At 61.8% G+C, this 15,648-nt stretch carries 21 protein-coding genes; 7 read left to right on the plus strand and 14 right to left on the minus strand.

Going from position 1 to position 15,648, the window contains the following annotated elements; genetic code table 11:
- Positions 1 to 56: 56 nt before the first annotated feature.
- The 3 genes from QD408_RS08775 (at position 57) to QD408_RS08785 (ending at position 1,645) form a co-directional block, all read left to right on the plus strand.
- Complete coding sequence (locus QD408_RS08775; protein WP_088680714.1) at positions 57 to 482, plus strand: hypothetical protein; 426 nt, start codon at positions 57 to 59, stop codon at positions 480 to 482.
- A gap of 84 nt (positions 483 to 566) precedes the next feature.
- Complete coding sequence (locus tag QD408_RS08780; RefSeq protein WP_088680713.1) at positions 567 to 875, plus strand: Dabb family protein; 309 nt, start codon at positions 567 to 569, stop codon at positions 873 to 875.
- A gap of 77 nt (positions 876 to 952) precedes the next feature.
- Positions 953 to 1,645, plus strand: coding sequence for a molybdate ABC transporter substrate-binding protein (locus QD408_RS08785; protein ID WP_088680712.1), 693 nt, complete (start codon positions 953 to 955; stop codon positions 1,643 to 1,645).
- A gap of 38 nt (positions 1,646 to 1,683) precedes the next feature.
- Here the strand turns inward: QD408_RS08785 and QD408_RS08790 are convergent, their stop codons facing one another.
- The 5 genes from QD408_RS08790 to QD408_RS08810 form a co-directional block, all read right to left on the minus strand.
- Positions 1,684 to 2,586, minus strand: a complete 903-nt coding sequence (locus QD408_RS08790; RefSeq protein ID WP_088680711.1) for a metal ABC transporter solute-binding protein, Zn/Mn family — start codon at positions 2,584 to 2,586, stop codon at positions 1,684 to 1,686.
- A gap of 15 nt (positions 2,587 to 2,601) precedes the next feature.
- Positions 2,602 to 3,474, minus strand: coding sequence for a metal ABC transporter permease (locus QD408_RS08795; RefSeq protein ID WP_088680710.1), 873 nt, complete (start codon positions 3,472 to 3,474; stop codon positions 2,602 to 2,604).
- Positions 3,471 to 4,220: a metal ABC transporter ATP-binding protein gene (locus QD408_RS08800; protein ID WP_414139042.1), complete on the minus strand. Its 750-nt coding sequence runs from the start codon at positions 4,218 to 4,220 to the stop codon at positions 3,471 to 3,473. Before QD408_RS08800 ends, QD408_RS08795 begins: the two co-directional genes overlap by 4 nt.
- 275 nt (positions 4,221 to 4,495) lie before the next feature.
- Positions 4,496 to 4,981 carry a peroxiredoxin gene (locus tag QD408_RS08805; protein WP_414139043.1) on the minus strand — a complete coding sequence of 162 codons (486 nt, stop codon included), beginning with the start codon at positions 4,979 to 4,981 and terminating at the stop codon, positions 4,496 to 4,498.
- Positions 4,982 to 5,099: 118 nt separating this feature from the next.
- Positions 5,100 to 5,939, minus strand: a complete 840-nt coding sequence (locus QD408_RS08810) for a protein-disulfide reductase DsbD domain-containing protein (protein ID WP_414139044.1) — start codon at positions 5,937 to 5,939, stop codon at positions 5,100 to 5,102.
- Positions 5,940 to 6,079: 140 nt separating this feature from the next.
- Between QD408_RS08810 and QD408_RS08815 the strand changes: the two genes are divergently transcribed.
- The 3 genes from QD408_RS08815 to QD408_RS08825 all read left to right on the plus strand — a co-directional run bounded on the left by QD408_RS08815 (position 6,080) and on the right by QD408_RS08825 (position 8,139).
- Positions 6,080 to 6,685 carry a YqgE/AlgH family protein gene (locus QD408_RS08815; RefSeq protein WP_088680706.1) on the plus strand — a complete coding sequence of 202 codons (606 nt, stop codon included), beginning with the start codon at positions 6,080 to 6,082 and terminating at the stop codon, positions 6,683 to 6,685.
- Between the two features lie 86 nt (positions 6,686 to 6,771).
- Positions 6,772 to 6,963, plus strand: a complete 192-nt coding sequence (locus tag QD408_RS08820; RefSeq protein WP_414139045.1) for a CsbD family protein — start codon at positions 6,772 to 6,774, stop codon at positions 6,961 to 6,963.
- A gap of 93 nt (positions 6,964 to 7,056) precedes the next feature.
- A complete protein-coding gene (locus QD408_RS08825) occupies positions 7,057 to 8,139 on the plus strand; it encodes a putative zinc-binding metallopeptidase (protein WP_414139046.1) in 1,083 nt (360 codons plus the stop codon).
- Here QD408_RS08825 and rnhA read toward each other — a convergent pair.
- The 5 genes from rnhA to QD408_RS08850 form a co-directional block, all read right to left on the minus strand.
- On the minus strand, positions 8,136 to 8,591 hold the full coding sequence (rnhA, locus tag QD408_RS08830) for a ribonuclease HI (RefSeq protein WP_088680703.1): 456 nt from the start codon (positions 8,589 to 8,591) through the stop codon (positions 8,136 to 8,138). The two genes, QD408_RS08825 and rnhA, sit on opposite strands and share 4 nt — an antisense overlap.
- Positions 8,588 to 9,553 carry a homoserine kinase gene (locus QD408_RS08835; RefSeq protein WP_088680702.1) on the minus strand — a complete coding sequence of 322 codons (966 nt, stop codon included), beginning with the start codon at positions 9,551 to 9,553 and terminating at the stop codon, positions 8,588 to 8,590. Before QD408_RS08835 ends, rnhA begins: the two co-directional genes overlap by 4 nt.
- A gap of 72 nt (positions 9,554 to 9,625) precedes the next feature.
- Positions 9,626 to 10,627, minus strand: coding sequence for a 4-hydroxy-3-methylbut-2-enyl diphosphate reductase (gene ispH, locus QD408_RS08840; RefSeq protein ID WP_088680701.1), 1,002 nt, complete (start codon positions 10,625 to 10,627; stop codon positions 9,626 to 9,628).
- Positions 10,628 to 10,884: 257 nt separating this feature from the next.
- Complete coding sequence (locus QD408_RS08845) at positions 10,885 to 11,640, minus strand: SURF1 family protein (protein ID WP_414139047.1); 756 nt, start codon at positions 11,638 to 11,640, stop codon at positions 10,885 to 10,887.
- The gene (locus QD408_RS08850; RefSeq protein WP_088680699.1) at positions 11,633 to 12,013 is read right to left on the minus strand and encodes a DUF983 domain-containing protein; all 381 of its coding nucleotides are present in this window, start codon (positions 12,011 to 12,013) and stop codon (positions 11,633 to 11,635) included. The genes QD408_RS08845 and QD408_RS08850 overlap by 8 nt, the downstream gene beginning before the upstream one ends.
- A 138-nt stretch (positions 12,014 to 12,151) precedes the next feature.
- On the opposite strand from QD408_RS08850, the gene QD408_RS08855 reads away from it, so the two are divergent.
- A complete protein-coding gene (locus tag QD408_RS08855) occupies positions 12,152 to 12,793 on the plus strand; it encodes a chloramphenicol phosphotransferase CPT family protein (RefSeq protein WP_414139048.1) in 642 nt (213 codons plus the stop codon).
- Positions 12,794 to 12,985: 192 nt separating this feature from the next.
- Here the strand turns inward: QD408_RS08855 and QD408_RS08860 are convergent, their stop codons facing one another.
- The 4 genes from QD408_RS08860 to QD408_RS08875 form a co-directional block, all read right to left on the minus strand.
- A complete protein-coding gene (locus QD408_RS08860; RefSeq protein ID WP_088680697.1) occupies positions 12,986 to 13,864 on the minus strand; it encodes a cytochrome c oxidase subunit 3 in 879 nt (292 codons plus the stop codon).
- A gap of 61 nt (positions 13,865 to 13,925) precedes the next feature.
- Complete coding sequence (locus QD408_RS08865) at positions 13,926 to 14,534, minus strand: cytochrome c oxidase assembly protein (protein ID WP_088680696.1); 609 nt, start codon at positions 14,532 to 14,534, stop codon at positions 13,926 to 13,928.
- Positions 14,531 to 14,671, minus strand: coding sequence for a hypothetical protein (locus QD408_RS08870; protein WP_088680695.1), 141 nt, complete (start codon positions 14,669 to 14,671; stop codon positions 14,531 to 14,533). Before QD408_RS08870 ends, QD408_RS08865 begins: the two co-directional genes overlap by 4 nt.
- Positions 14,671 to 15,621 carry a heme o synthase gene (locus QD408_RS08875; RefSeq protein ID WP_088680841.1) on the minus strand — a complete coding sequence of 317 codons (951 nt, stop codon included), beginning with the start codon at positions 15,619 to 15,621 and terminating at the stop codon, positions 14,671 to 14,673. Before QD408_RS08875 ends, QD408_RS08870 begins: the two co-directional genes overlap by 1 nt.
- Between the last annotated feature and the right edge of the window lie 27 nt (positions 15,622 to 15,648).

Genomic DNA, 15,648 nt, shown 5'->3' on the forward strand with positions numbered 1-15,648 from the left:
CCATTGACCGCCAGACGGTGATCTGCGCTTTTCATTCGTCCCAACAGGAAGATTCCATGCTCAAGCTTCTGCTCGCCCTTTCCATGAGCGTTCTTTGCGTCTCGCCACTCCAGGCGGAGGACATTGATCCTGTCGCGAAAAGCTGCCAGCCGGGGCCGATGCAGGCCCACTGCGAGAGGTGGACCAAGGATTTCAGGACGGCCCTGGAGCGCGCGCAAAAGGGCGACCACGGGGCGCAGGTGATCGTGGCCTTATGCTTTTCTTCCGGCTGCCATGGTGCCGTGACCATCGACAGAGTTGCGTCCTGCAGCTGGCATCTCGTCATCGCCAATTCCGGCGCCGCTACCGTGCTCGACGCTTCCAACCTGCGCAACACCTGCCGGCCGATGACGCCTGTCCAGAAAGACCAAGCCCGCGCGCTTTCCGGCGACCTCGTCCGCAAGATCTACAAGCGCGCGGCAGCCACGACCGACCAGATGTAACTCTCCGGTTTCCCGCGAAAAATAATCTCATTGCCCTCCCAGCTTTCGCCGCTATTCTGCTGGCAAAAATCGGGAGGACCACGGATGATCCTGCACTGCGTATTCCTGCGGCTGAAGACAGCGGTGACGAGTGAGGACAAGCAATCGCTGTTCGACGCGATCGTCGCGCTGAAACAGGTCATCCCTGGCATTCTCGATATCAAATACGGCCCGAACGTTTCGCCCGAAGGGCTGCACGCAGGCTTCGTCGATGGTTTTGCCGTGACCTTCGAAAGTGCGGAAGCGCGGGACAACTATCTCATCCACCCCGAGCATGTCGCCGTGGGCGAACGCCTCGTCTCCTCGACGGACGGCGGCCTCGCCGGCATCCTGGTCTTCGACCTCAATCTTTGAAAATAGTCGGCCGTTGTAGAATACGGGCCGGATGCGTATCGTAAGGAAGATCGTTTCGACCGATTTCGGGTTGGGCCATGACCGAGGACATCCGACTATTTGGCGCTATCGCGGTCCGGCCCGCCATTCTTGCGCTCATCCCCCAGTTCGAAACGCTCACGGGATTTTCAGTTGCGGCCAAGTGGGCGGTCAATCCTACTGTCAAGACCGAGATCGAAGCCGGTGAACCCTTTGACCTCGTCATCATCAATCCGCATATGGTTGAGGACCTGGTCGCCTCGGGAAAGGTGAAGACAGGAAGCCACGCCGCCTTTGGGCGAATAGGCATGGGGGTTGCGGCCAAAGCGGGCAGCAAGCCGCTCGACATCGGCTCCGTCGCAGCATTCGCACATGTATTGAAGAGCGCGGGATCGATCGCCTATGCCAGTGACGGAACCAGCGGCGGCTACTTTTCCGGTCTGCTGGATCGCATGGGAATAGCCGATGAGGTGAAGCCCAAACTCGTGGCCGCACCGGGAGGACAAACACCGCTGGCCGTCGCCCGCGGGGACGCCGAGTTGGGAGTCGTTCCCGTAACTTCGATTCTCGCCGCCGCGCCTGAGGTCATACTCGTCGGCCGGTTTCCGGCAGAATTCCAAAGCTATATCGACTTCGCCATCGGCATCAGCGCCCATGCGCGGAACACAGAAGCTGCCACACAGCTGTCGGCGTATCTGACATCGGCTGCCGTCGATGACACTCTGGCGGCAAAGGGGGTCGAGCGCATCTAGAGACGTATCGTCAGCGCACGACCCACAGTCCTCGACCGTCAGCTCGATTTTGCCATGGCGGCGGCGAGCTGATCGACATTGTATTTGAACATCTTCTCATAGGTCGGCGCCGGTCCCTTGGCGTCGGAAAGGGATTCGACGTAGAGCTCGCCGCCGGGCTCGGCGCCGGTTGCCTTGGCGACCTGCTTGACCAAGCGCGGATCGTTGGAATTCTCGAAGAAATAGGCCTTTACGTGCTCGCCCTTGATCTGCTCGATCAGCTTGGCGACGTCGGCGGCCGAGGCCTCGCTTTCGGTGGAGAGACCGAGCGGCGCGAGGAAGCTGACATTATATTCGCGGCCGAAATAGCCGAAGGCATCGTGGCTCGTCAGCACCTTGCGGCGGTCTTCGGCGATCTTGTCGAATTTCGAATGGGCGTAGGCATTCAATCCATCGAGCGTCTTCGTGTACTTCTCGGCGTTGGCCTTGAAGGCGGCGGCATCTGCCGGGTCGGCCGCTGAAAGCGCCTTTTCGATATTGGCGACCCAGACCTTGACGTTGACAGGGCTGTTCCAGACATGCGGATCGGTGATCGTCTCGCCGTCTTCCTCCATGGTGCGGGTGTTGATACCTTCGGAGACCGTGACCGGTTTTCCCTTGTAGCCCGAGGCGGTGATCAGCCGGTCCATCCAGCCCTCCAACCCTTCGCCGCTGACGAAGGTAAGCTGCGCCGCGTTCAAGTTCTTCGCATCGGCCGGCGACGGCTCGAATTCATGGGGATCGCCGTTGGGGCCGACGAGGCTCGTCACCTTGACATGGTCGCCGCCGACCTCTCTGACGACATCGGCAAGCACGGTGAAGGACGCGACCACTTTCAGCGTTTCGGCGGAGGCGGGCGCGGCGGAGAGCGCCATCAGCGTGGGAAGTGCGGCGGCGGAGAGAAGCAGTCTGCGCGGTATCATCGAAGTCTCCTTGGGTCAGCCCTTCAGATGCGGGCGGGGAAAGAAGCGCCGGGCCAGGCCGGAAGGCGCAAAAAATATCGAAAAGGCATAAAGCAGCGCCGCCGTCATGATGATCGTCGGGCCGGAAGCGAGTTCGAGATGATAGGAGGCGATCAGGCCGAGATAACCGGAGGCGGCCGCACTCACGGTCGCGATGGCAATCATCGCCGGCAGGCTGCGTGACCAGAGCTGGGCGATCGCCGCCGGCAGCATCATCAGGCCGACCGCCATCAGCGTACCGAGCGCCTGGAAGCTGGCGACGAGGTTCAGCACCACGAGCAGCAGGAAGAGCACGTGATAGACCGGCCCGCGGCCGCCGACGGCGCGCAAGAAGCCAGGATCGAAGCATTCCACGACCAGCGGCCGATAGATGAAGGCGAGGATGACGAGCGTCAGCGAGGTGATCGCACCGATCTGGTAGAGCGCTGAGGCGTCGATTGCCAGAATGGTGCCGAAGAGCACATGCAGCAGGTCGATATTCGAGCCGCGCAGCGAGACGATCAGCACGCCGAGCGCCAGCGAAGCGAGATAGAAGCTCGCAAAGCTCGCATCCTCCTGCAGCACGGTCATCCGGCTGACGGCGCCCGAAAGCAGCGCCACCGACAGGCCGGCGACAAGGCCGCCGAGGCCCATGGCCGTCAGCGACAAGGAGCCGGCGACGAGGTAGCCGATCGCCGCACCGGGCAGAACGGCGTGGCTCATGGCGTCGCCCATCAGGCTCATGCGCCGCAGCATCAGGAAGACGCCGATCGGACCTGAACCGAGCCCGAGGCAAAGGCAGGCGATAAACGCGCGGCGCATGAACCCGAAATCGGCGAAGGGCGCGAAGAAGATATCGTAGACCGTCATGCCGCCGGCGCCTCTTCAGGCCCGCAAGTCTCGGCATCCTCCTCCCAGCGCTCGGCCATCGCGCGGGCCTTCAGCAAATTGGCCGGCGACATGACCTCGGCTGTCGGACCCCAACCGACGAGTTCGCGGGCGAGCAGCAGGGTTTGCGGAAAATGTGCGCGAACGAGTTCGAAATCGTGCAGCACGGCGATGACCGTGCGCCCTTCGCCATGCCAGCGGACGACGATATCGAGCAGGTCTTTCGTCGTGCGGGCATCGATTGCCGTAAAAGGCTCATCGAGCAGGATGATGCCGGCATCCTGCAACAGCAGGCGGGCAAAGAGCACACGCTGAAACTGGCCGGCCGAGAGCGAACCGATATGGCGCCCGCCGAAACCTTCGAGCCCGACGGCCGAAAGTGCCTCGCCTGCCCTTCTCACATCCGCCGGGGCGATACGGCCGAAGGCGCCGGATGTCTTCCAGGCGCCGAGCATGACGGTATCGATGACCGAGATCGGAAAGCGGCGGTCGATCTCGGCGGCCTGTGGGAGATAACCGAATTCCGCCTGCCCCAGCCGGTGCTCGACCCTGCCTTCAGCGGGACGAAGCTCGCCCATGATCGCCTTCAGCAGCGTCGACTTGCCGGCGCCGTTCGGCCCGGCAATCGCCGTCAGGCTGCCGGATGCAAACGAGCCGGAAACGTGATGGACGGCCGGGTGGCGGTCATAGGCGACGGTCAGGTTGTCGAGACGGATCAGCGGCGTCATGGGAGAAGAACCGCCCAATGAATTGCAAGCCAGAGAACGGCAAGGATGAGTGCGATGCCGATCGCCCTTGATAAAGCCGACTGCCCCAGAAGGCTGATGAAGGGGCGGTCGGGGCTTGGGGGCATGGCTCATCCTACAATGTAATAACATTACGGTTATGTTATAACGATTGCGGCGAGATTGAGGCGGGGGATCGAGTTGTTCGCAAATGAGAAAGGGCGCACAATGAGAAAGGGCGACCAAATGGCCGCCCTTCATTGTCTATTTCGAAAAGATCAGAGCTGTTCCAGCATCGCCGCTGCGCCCGAGACCGTTGCCTGTCCGGGGCTTTCCTCGACGTTGAGGGATTTCACGACGCCGTCTTCCACCAGCATCGAATAGCGCTTGGAGCGCAGGCCCAGGCCGCCGGCGGAGAGGTCGGCGTCAAGGCCGATGGCCTTGGTGAAACCGGCGTCCCAATCGGCGAGAAAATGGATCTTGCCGAGGCCGCCGGAGGATTGCGCCCAGGCGCCCATGACGTGCCAGTCGTTGACGGCGAGAACGGCGATGTCGTCGACGCCCTTGCCGAGGATGGTGTCGCGGTTTTCGAGATAGCCCGGTAGGTGGTTCAGCGTGCAAGTGGGCGTGAATGCGCCCGGCACGGCAAAGAGCACGACGCGCTTTCCGGCAAAGATCTGATCGGTGGTGATTTCGACGGGGCCGTCCGCCGTCTTTTCCTTGAAGGTGGCGGCAGGAAGCTTGTCGCCGATCGCGATGGTCATGATGTTCTCCTTGGCTGGTACTTGCAGCGGACGCCGTGCAGGCGCCTGACCTGGTGGCGGCGGACGCCGCAGGGGATTGGGGTGACTATAAGACCCGGTCGATCAAAGGCAAGGCCGGTCATTCGAAAGCAAGGGGCGTCTCCATCGCCGCCTTGCCGTCGACGACCAGCACGCCCCAGCGCTTGCCTGACATGTCGTAATTTTTCGGCAGCTTGCCGATAGCGATGTCGACCTTGAAGACGGCGCCGTCTCGTTTGCCGGCGATCTGCTTGGTGAAGACATGACCGCTCGGGCCGGTGACGATGATATCGGGCGCACTCGTCCCTTCGCCCGGCAGAGCGAGGGTCAGCGACAGCGTCTTCATGTCAGGCGACATTGAATGCGCCGTCACGCCGAATTCCGCCGACGGCGGCTTCGGCAGGGCCGCATCCGCCGCCTGAAGGATCGCCTCCTCCTGCGGATGCGACTGGATGGCGGCGCCAAGCTTCAGCGAGAAATTCGCCTGGAAGGGAATGCAGATATCCTTGCAGATGCCGATGAAGGCGGTGGCGTCGATCTCGACCGGACCCTTGCCTGCCGCCGCCAGCGAAAGCGGCAGCGTCACCGGCGCGTCATAGGCGATGTCCTCGATTGCGCCGTTGAAAAAATGCTTCGGAACGGGATAGGCCATCGCATCGAGCGTCACGCCGCTGCCCGGCGCGAGCGTCACCTGAGGCGGAATGCCGCTATTGCCAGGTTCGCGCCAATAGGTGATCCAGCCTGGGTTCGGCTCGATCTGCAGAGCGGCACGGATCTTGCCGCCGGCATCGGCCGGCAGCGCCACGAGGCGCATACGGCCGCCCTCGTTCTCCGCCCAGGAGCTCATTTCCGCCCGAGCGGAGCAAAAGGGAAGAAGTGCTGAGGCCGCCGAAACGACCGCAATGAAAAGGCTTCGCGGGTTCACGAAAATAATCATCATGGAACAATGGTTTACCGAAACTGGCGTTTGGCCGCCAGAAGTCGCGGCGATTTAAATCTTCATTTTCGGTTGATTGATTTGTGACATTGGCCCATGTTTCTTCTGTCGAGGCCTTGTGCGGTCTGGCAGCAGGAGGAACGATGTCCTTATCGACGCTGAAGAACAGACGGGAACGTGGCTTCTTCGATGGCCAGTTCCTCATCGCCATGCCAGGCATGGAAGACCGCAACTTCGCGCGCACGGTGATCTACATCTGCGCTCATTCGGATGCCGGCGCCATGGGCTTCGTCATCAACCGGCCGCAGAGCCTGACCTTCACCGACGTGCTCTTGCATCTCGACATGATCAAGCAGGAAGATTCGATCGTGCTGCCGAAGCGGGCGCGCGATTTCCCGATCCAGACCGGCGGCCCGGTGGAAAGCGGCCGCGGTTTCGTGCTGCATTCGGACGATTATGCCAGCGATTCCTCGATCCCGGTCAGCGACGACATCTGCCTGACGGCGACGCTCGACATCGTGCGCGCCATCTCCAAGGGCGACGGCCCGAAGCGGGCGACGATGCTGCTCGGCTATTCCTCCTGGGCGGCCGGCCAGCTCGAAAACGAGGTCGCCAACAATGGCTGGCTCACCTGCCCCGCCAACGAGGAAATGATCTTCGACCGCAGCCTCGAGGACAAATACGAACGGGCGCTCGCCGGCATGGGCGTGACGGCTGCCATGCTTTCGGCCGAAGCCGGCCATGCCTGAAGCAGCTGGAACGAATAGCGGGGACTGACGTTTTCATCCGGCGAACGGGGACAAGAGTCCGTCCGCCGACCAAGGAGACATCAGCCATGGGTAGCACCAGCGACAAGATATCGGGCAAGGCAAACGAAATTGCCGGCAAGACCAAGCAGGCCGTCGGCAAGGCCGCCGATGATCGAGACATGCAGGCCAGGGGCGCCGTTCAGGAAGCCAAGGGCAAGGGACAAGTCGCAACCGACAAGATCAAGGACAAGCTCAAGGGCGCCATCGACCGGCTGTGAGCCAAATGCTCATTCTTCACGATGCCTGCTGCGCGCGCCCCGCGCGGCAGGCATTTTTAATCCGCCACCCATGCTTTCTGCAGAGATAAGACGATGAAGCTTTTCGCCTGCGACAATTGCGATCAGGTCGTCCACTTCGACAACCGGCATTGCGTGCGCTGCAACCATCGCCTCGGTTTCCTGCCGGGCGACCTCGCCATGCATGCGCTGGAGCCTTGCGAGGAGACTGTCTGGCAACTCGTTTCCAATCCGGACCGCAAGGTGCGCTTCTGCGCCAATGCCGGCCTCGACATCTGCAACTGGCTGGTGGACGGCGACAGCGACAGCGAATTCTGCCTTGCCTGCCGCCATAACCGGCTGGTTCCGAACACCGGCACCCAGAACGGCGTCGACCGCTGGAGGCGGATCAGCCAAGCGCAGCGTCATCTATTCTATTCGCTGCTGCGCTGGAGACTGCCGCATCCCGACCGGACCGAAGACCCGCAGGGCGGCCTCGTCTTCGATTTCCTTGAGGATTCGATCGAGGGCAACGGCTATGTCGTGCCGGCCATGACCGGCCACGAAGAAGGCCTGATTACCATCCGCGCCGCAGAAGCTGACGATGCGACACGTGAACAGGCGCGCGCATCGATGAACGAACCCTATCGCACATTGCTCGGCCATTTCCGTCACGAGACGGGGCATTTCATCTGGAACAAGCTGGTGCGCGATCGCAATGCCCTGGCGGATTTCCGTGCCGTGTTCGGCGACGAACGGCAGGATTACGCGGCGGCGCTGGAAAAACATTATGCCGGCGGCGCGCCCGTGGGATGGCAGGACAGTTTCATCAGCGCCTATGCGGCATCGCATCCCTGGGAGGATTTCGCCGAATGCTTCGCCCATTACCTCCACATCGTCGATACGCTTGAGACGGCTCGCGCCTTCGGCATCGCCATCGACCCGCGCGGCCATGAGGAGATATCGGGCGAGGTGGATTTCCTTCCCTACAGGGCGCAGAGCGCCGAACAGCTGGTCAGCGCCTGGGTGCCGCTCAGCCTGGCGATCAACGCCATCCAGCGCAGCATGGGCCAGCCGGATTCCTATCCTTTCGTGCTCTCCTCGCCCGTCGTGGCAAAACTCGAATATCTGCACCGGCTGATACAGGGAGCGGCAATAGATGGCCTGAGCAGGCCTTAAAACGAAACCGCCTTGCCCTTCTTGAAAGGCTCCATGCCCCTTCGGGCGAGCTCATCGGCGCGTTCGTTTTCCGGGTGGCCGGCGTGGCCCTTGACCCAGTGCAGCGTTACCTTGTGGCGGTTGCGGGCTTCCTCAAGCGCCTGCCAGAGCTCGGCATTCTTCACCGGCTTCTTATCCGATGTCTTCCAGCCGTTTTTCTTCCAGCCGAAGATCCACTTGGAGATGCCATCCTTGACATAGGCGCTGTCGGTATAGAGATCGACCTCGCAAGGGCTCTTCAAGGCCGATAGCGCGGAGATCGCCGCCATGAGCTCCATGCGGTTGTTGGTCGTGTCCGCCTCGCCGCCGCAAAGCTCCTTTTCGACATCGCCATAACGCAGCACCGCGCCCCAGCCGCCGGGGCCGGGATTGCCGGAGCATGCGCCGTCGGTAAAGATATCGACGTGCTTCATAGGCTCAACCCGTATTCGGCCGGTGAGCTGATCTGGCGGTGGAACCGCAGCTTGCGGAGATATTCGAGCGGGTCCTTCTTGGTGACCATCGCGCCTTCCGGCGTCGTCAGCCAATCATAGAGCCGCGTGAGGAAGAAGCGCAGCGCCGAGCCGCGCGACAGCACCGGCAGGGCTGCTATTTCGGCCTCGCTCAACGGCCTGACACTCTGGTAACCCTCGAGCATCGCCATGCCCTTGGTGATATTGTAGGCGCCGTCCTTCTCGAAGCACCAGGCATTCAGGCAGATCGAGACGTCATAGGCGAGCAGGTCGTTGCAGGCGAAATAAAAATCGATCAGGCCGGAGAGTTCGTCGCCGAGGAAGAAGACGTTGTCGGGGAAGAGATCGGCGTGGATGACGCCGGCGGGCAACTCGCCCGGCCAGGCGGCGGAGAGGAAATCCAGTTCGTTCTGGATCTCGCTCTGCAAACCGGCTTCGACCTCGCCGGCGCGCTCCTCGGACTTTTCCCAGAGTGCCCGCCAGCCGTCGATCGAAAGCGCATTCGGGCGCTTCAGCGCGAAGCCTTCGCCGGCCACGTGCATCGCGGCGAGCGCCCGGCCGACTTCACGGCAATGCTTGGCCTCCGGCTTTCTGAGCCACATGCCTTCGAGAAAGGAAATCAAGGCGGCCGGACGGCCGGAGAGCGAGCCGAGCAGCGCGCCGTCGCGGCGCGGCAGCGGCAGCGGGCAGGACAGGCCGCGGGCGGAAAGATGCTGCATCAGGCCGAGGAAGAACGGCAGGTCGCTTTTCTCCACACGCTTCTCATAAAGCGTCAGGATCAGCGGCGCCTTCGAGGTATGAAGCAGGAAATTGGAATTTTCGACGCCCTCGGCGATCCCCTTGTAGGAGAGCAGGCTTCCCGCGTCATATTCGGTCAGGAACCATTTCAGGTCGTCTTCGGCGATATCGGTATAGACTGCCAAGGGAGGTCTCGTCTCTGCATTGTTGATACTGGGGCGCCCGAACCGAACGGCCGGGCCGCGATAAGGCTCGACCTACCCGTTGACGAAAGCCATGTCGGCCGCTGTCAGCTCGATGTTGCGCAATTCGCGGTTGACCAGGAAGTTCTCGGTTTCCTGCACCGTTTCGGCCAGTTCGACGCGGGCGTCGAAGCGGGCACGGAAGGCCTCGATGATCTCATTGACGATGACCTCAGGCGCCGAGGCGCCGGCGGAAAGGCCCAGCGTCGAAATCGCGCCGATATCGTCCCAGTCGAGTTCGGCGGCGCGCTGCACGAGGATGGATTTCTTCGCCCCTGCCCTCAGCGCCACCTCGACGAGGCGCTTGGAATTGGACGAATTCGGAGCACCGACGATGACGAAGAGATCGCAGCCCGGGGCCGCCTGCTTCACCACTTCCTGGCGATTGGTCGTCGCATAACAGATCGAGTCCGCCGCCGGCGCGGTCAAATTCGGGAAGCGCTCATGCAGGCGGGTGATGACGCCGGCGGTATCGTCGACCGAAAGCGTCGTCTGCGTGACATAGCCGAGATTGTCGGGATCGACGGGCTGATAGGCCTCGGCATCCTCGATCGTCTCGATCAGCGAAACGGAACCCTCCGGCAGTTGCCCCATCGTGCCGATGACTTCGGGATGACCGGCATGACCGATGAGAACGACATGGCGGCCGAGGCGATTGTGGCGCATCGCCTGTTTGTGGACCTTGGAGACCAGTGGGCAGGTCGCATCGAGATAGAAGAGGTTGCGGCTCGCCGCATCCTCCGGCACGGATTTCGGTACGCCGTGGGCGGAGAAGACGACCGGCTGGGCGCGATGCTCGGCCGGGATCTCATCCAGTTCCTCGACGAAGACGGCGCCCTTGGCCTCCAGCCCCTCGACGACATAACGATTGTGGACGATCTCATGGCGCACATAGACCGGCGCGCCGTAGGATTTCAGCGCCAGCACGACGATCTGGATGGCGCGGTCGACGCCGGCGCAGAAGCCGCGCGGGCCGCAGAGCCTGATCGTCAAGGGAGGTTTCGCCGCAATATTCATGTCTTTTCCAACATTTCCTCATTCCTGCCCTCGGGTTTAACCCGAGGACGTCACAGGAATCCAGCCACGGCGCGTCTGCGCCGTGAATAACCGTCAACATCCAAATCCATCTTCCGCACCCAAGGACTTGGGCGCACTGGATTCCTGTGACGAGCACAGGAATGAGGGAGAACTTGGCAACGTCCAGCTTCAACAGCAACGTCCCGCGTTGGGAATAAGGGACCTCTAGCCCAATATAGGCGAGAATTGAAGCGATACTATTGCGGAGGCGCCTTTCCAGGTTTGCGGAACCAGGAGATCGCCACCACGACGACCAGAACGGCGGCAAGCCCGTACCAGGTGAAAGCATATTGCAGATGGTCGTTCGGCAGGTCCACCTGCGTCACGCCGCCGATCGGCAAACCCGCCGGATTGGGCGTCGAATCGGCATCGACGAAAAACGGAATGACCTGCGCCTTGTCCAGCCCGACGCTTGCGGCCATGACGTCGAGGTCCTTCCAGTAGAAGATGTTCTTGGCGACATCGTTGTCGGGCACCAGTGAGGAAGGCTTGCCGGGGAGCCGCGCGCGCGCCAGGCCGGTGACGGTCTGCTGGTCCGTCAACTGGCCCTGCATGCGCATTTCCGGCTCCTTGTTCTCATAGGGAACGAAGCCACGGTTGACTAAGAGATAGCGCCCGTCGGCAAGTTCCAGCGGGGTATAGATGTAGAAACCCGTCTGGCCGCGCCATGTGGCGAAGAAGTGCCGCTCCTTGTTGTTGATATAGCGGCCGCTGGCCGTGACCTTGCGGTATTCGATATCACCGCCCGAAGCCGCCATTGCCTCGATATCGGCGAGCGGCACCGGGGCTGCGGCCTGGCGCGTCGCGATATCGGCGAGCAGGCCTTCCTTCCAGTAGAGGCGCTGCACTTGCCAGGTGCCGAGCGAAATCAGGATGGCGAGCGCGATCAGCACCAGGATGCCCGTGACGACAGGCAACCGCCGGCGCAGCGCGGCATGTTCGATGTCAATCACTCAGGCGTCCTTCGCGGGCGTTATGGCGGTACTGCATGGCGATCAGGATGCCCTTGAACCAGCGCAGCGTCAGTAGTGACAGGATGATCGTCAGCGGGCCGAAGAGCAGGATGTGCACCCAAATCGGCGGGCCGTAATTTACCTGCAGCCACAGCACCATGCCGATGATGATGAAGCCGACGATGAGAATGACGAAGACGGCAGGCCCATCACCGGAATCGGCGAAGGAATAATCGAGGCCGCATGCAGCGCAGCGCGGCTTCAGGCCGAGCAGGCCATCGAAGAGCTTGCCATGGCCGCAGCGCGGGCAGCAGCCCTTGATGCCTGTTTTCACCGGATCGACGGGGGGAAAATGCGCGTTGTCCTCGCTCATGCTGTTCCTTTGAGCGGCGTCCGACGGCCGCTGCATTTCGATGCTGCCTTAACTCTCCCATAAAGTATTCGCATCCCGAATGGAAATGCCTGCGCTGTTTCGCTTCACCGATTCGCGCCAAACAGAAGAAGAAAACTGATGACCAATGACAGCCATGCCGGACAGATCATTATCCTGAACGGGGCGCCGCGAAGCGGCAAATCCAGCATTGCACGCGCAATCCAGGAAGAATTCGAGGGGCCGTGGATCAACCTCGGCGTCGACATCTGCAATGCCATGACGCCGAAGCGTTACCTGCCCGGCATCGGCCTGAGGCCGGGCGGTGAGCGGCCTGATCTGGAGGAGCTGGTGCCGTTCCTCTACGCAGCCCTTTATGAATCGATCGCCATTCACGCGGGATTGGGGCTCAATGTGGTGGCCGATCTCGGCCATCACGACAGTTATTCGCAGCCACTCGGCATTCTCGGCGACTGCGCCCGGCGTTTGGAAGGCTTCTCCGTGCTATTCACAGGCGTTCGCTGTCCGATCGAGACGATCATGCAGCGGCGTGAGGTCGCACAGGAAGGCCGCGAGACCCTCTACCTCAGAGCCACGGGGGATGCACCGATCCCCGAACCGGTGCAGCGCTGGCAGGATGAAGTGCATCGGCCCGGCATCTATGACCTGGAGGTCGATACGTCAGTGCTGACCGCGCTCGAATGTGCCGAGGCGATCCGGCAGCGGCTCGATCTCGGCATTCCCCAGCCATCGGCGTTCGAACGGATCGCCCAGGGGCGGTGAGAAGGGGCACGAGCTTGCCTCAGTTCCTTGCAAATGGACGAAGACAGGCCGCAGCATATCGGCCTTCGCCCCCGCGGGGGAGAAGAGATTTGCGGCAACCGCTCCATTCCCCAATGACGAGAACAGAGCGTGGAGAGCCACACACAAAAAGGCGGGCACAAGGCCCGCCTTTTTGCTTGCATATCAACCCAATCAGCCCGCGGCTACCGGAGCGCCCCAGCCGCCCCAGACGTAGATGCAGAAGAACAGGAACAGCCAGACGACGTCGACGAAGTGCCAGTACCAGGCGGCCGCCTCGAAGCCGAAATGCTGCTTCGGGGTGAAGTCGCCGCGCAGCGCGCGAAGCAGGCAGACCAGCAGGAAGATCGTGCCGACCAGGACGTGGAAGCCATGGAAGCCGGTCGCCATGAAGAAGGTCGCGCCGTAGATCGAGCTCTTGAAGGCGAAGGGCGCGTGGGCATATTCGTAGGCCTGGACGCAGGAGAAGAAGATACCAAGCAGCACCGTCAGCGTCAGGCCCTGGACCAGGCCCTTGCGATCGTTGTGCAGCAGGGCATGGTGCGCCCAGGTGACCGTCGTGCCCGAGAGCAGCAGGATGACGGTGTTGTAGATCGGCAGGTGCCAGGGGTCGAGCACTTCGATGCCCTTCGGCGGCCAGACGCCGCCGGTATAGGCAAGCCGCGAAGCCTGGATGGCCTCGTTCGGATAGAGGCTGGCGTCGAAATAGGCCCAGAACCAGGCGACGAAGAACATCACTTCCGAAGCGATGAACATGATCATGCCGTAACGCAGGTGCAGCGACACGACGCGAGTGTGGGACCCTTCGTGGGCTTCCTTCACCGTATCGGCCCACCAGCCGTACATGACGTAGAGAACCAGCACGAGGCCGATGTAGAAGAGCCAGGGATTGGCGAGCTCCACTCCGGCAAATTTGAAAGAGCCTGCGCTCAGATAGCGCATGTAGCAGACGCCGCCGAGCGCCATGATGAAGGCGCCGAGCGAGGCGAGAATCGGCCACGGGCTCGGATCGATGATGTGGTAGTCGTGATGTTTCTGGTGAGCATCGGCCATGTAGCTATCCCCGGATGTCTTCCTTCACTCCGCTCCCGGCATAGCCGGAAACAAGCCTTGATCAAAGTTTCTTTTCAATCTTCTGCGTTCCGCCCTCATTCGAAGCCAGCGGCTTCGGTCCCTCTTTCGGGTAGAACGTATATGACAGCGTGACCGTATGGATATCCTTCGATTCCACGGCCTTGACGATTTCCGGATCGATGTAGAACACCACCGGCATTTCGAGCTTCTCGCCCGGTTTCAGGTCCGTTTCCGTAAAGCAGAAACATTGCACCTTGTTGAAATAGGCACCCGCTTCGCCCGGCGTGACATTGAACACCGCCTGGCCGCGCTGGGTCTCGTTCGAACGGTTCTCCGCGACGAAATTGACCTGGATGGTCTCGCCGATCTTCGGATTGACCTCGCGCTCGACCGGCTTGAAATTCCACTGCAGGCCGGGCGCGACATTGGCATCGAAGGTGACGCGCATCTTGCGGTCGAGGACGACGCTCGACATCTGGTCGACGCGCTGCGTCGTGCCGTTGTAGCCGGTCACCTGGCAGAAGATGCGGTAGAGCGGCACGGCGGCGTAGCTCATCGCGCCCATGCCGAAGACGAAGCTCAGGCACATCATGACGACGGCGCCGTTGTTCCGGCCCTGCTTCTTCGGCGCGCCCGTGTTTCCGCTCATCCGGCCATTCCCCCGCCCATCTTCACGATCGTGATCGCGTAGAAAAGGACGACAAGACCGGCAAGCACCAGTCCGAGAGCGATGTTGCGGTTGCGGCGCGATTTCATCTGTTTTTCGGTGAGCTTGACGAGATCCATCAGAACCATCCTCCGGCATGCGAGACGAAGAACGAAGCCAGCCGGTCGAACATCAAGGCGGAGAACACCGCGAAGAGATAGAAGATCGAGAAGGCGAAGAGCTTCTTCGCCGGGATCATCTTCAGATCGCCGTCGGGCATGCGCCAGACGGCGATGGAACAGTATACAAAGATGGCGCCGAGGATGGCGGCGACGAGACCATAGCCGAAGCTCGCGAAACCAAGGAAGGACGGCAGGACCGCACAGACGGCGGTCAGCACCGCATAGGCGACGATCTGATGCTTGGTCGTGCGCTCGCCGGCGACGTTCGGCAGCATCGGCACGCCGACGGCTTCGTAGTCGCGCATCTTGAAGAGCGCGAGCGCCCAGAAATGCGCCGGCGTCCACAGGAAGATGATGAGGAAGAGAACGGTGCTCTCGATCGTCACCGAATTCGTCACGCAGGCCCAGCCGATCATCGGCGGGAAGGCGCCGGCGGCGCCGCCGATAACGATGTTCTGCGGCGTCGAGCGCTTCAGCCACATGGTATAGACGACGGCGTAGAAGAAGATGGTGAAGGCGAGGATGCCGGCCGAGAGCCAGTTGACGGCCAGGCCGAGGATCACAACCGAAAAGCCTGACAGCACCAGGCCGAAGGCGAGCGCCTCGGACGGCGCGACGCGGCCGGCCGGGATCGGACGGTTGGCCGTGCGGCTCATGACGGCGTCGATATCGGCATCGTACCACATGTTGAGCGCACCGGAGGCACCGGCGCCGACCGCGATGCAGAGGATGGCGATCAGGCCGAGGACGGGATTGATGTGGCCCGGCGCCAGCACCAAGCCGGCAAAGGCGGTGAAGACCACGAGCGACATGACCCGCGGCTTCAGGAGTTCGAAATAATCGCGCGCACTTGCTTCCGACATTTCGCCGTCCTCTGCAAGCGCCTCGTGATTGTCGATAACCGTCATCATTCAGTCCTGAATTTCTCAAAATCA

It is taken from the genome of Rhizobium sp. BR 249 (genome assembly GCF_047445895.1).
In the GTDB taxonomy this organism is placed as follows: Bacteria; Pseudomonadota; Alphaproteobacteria; order Rhizobiales; family Rhizobiaceae; genus Rhizobium.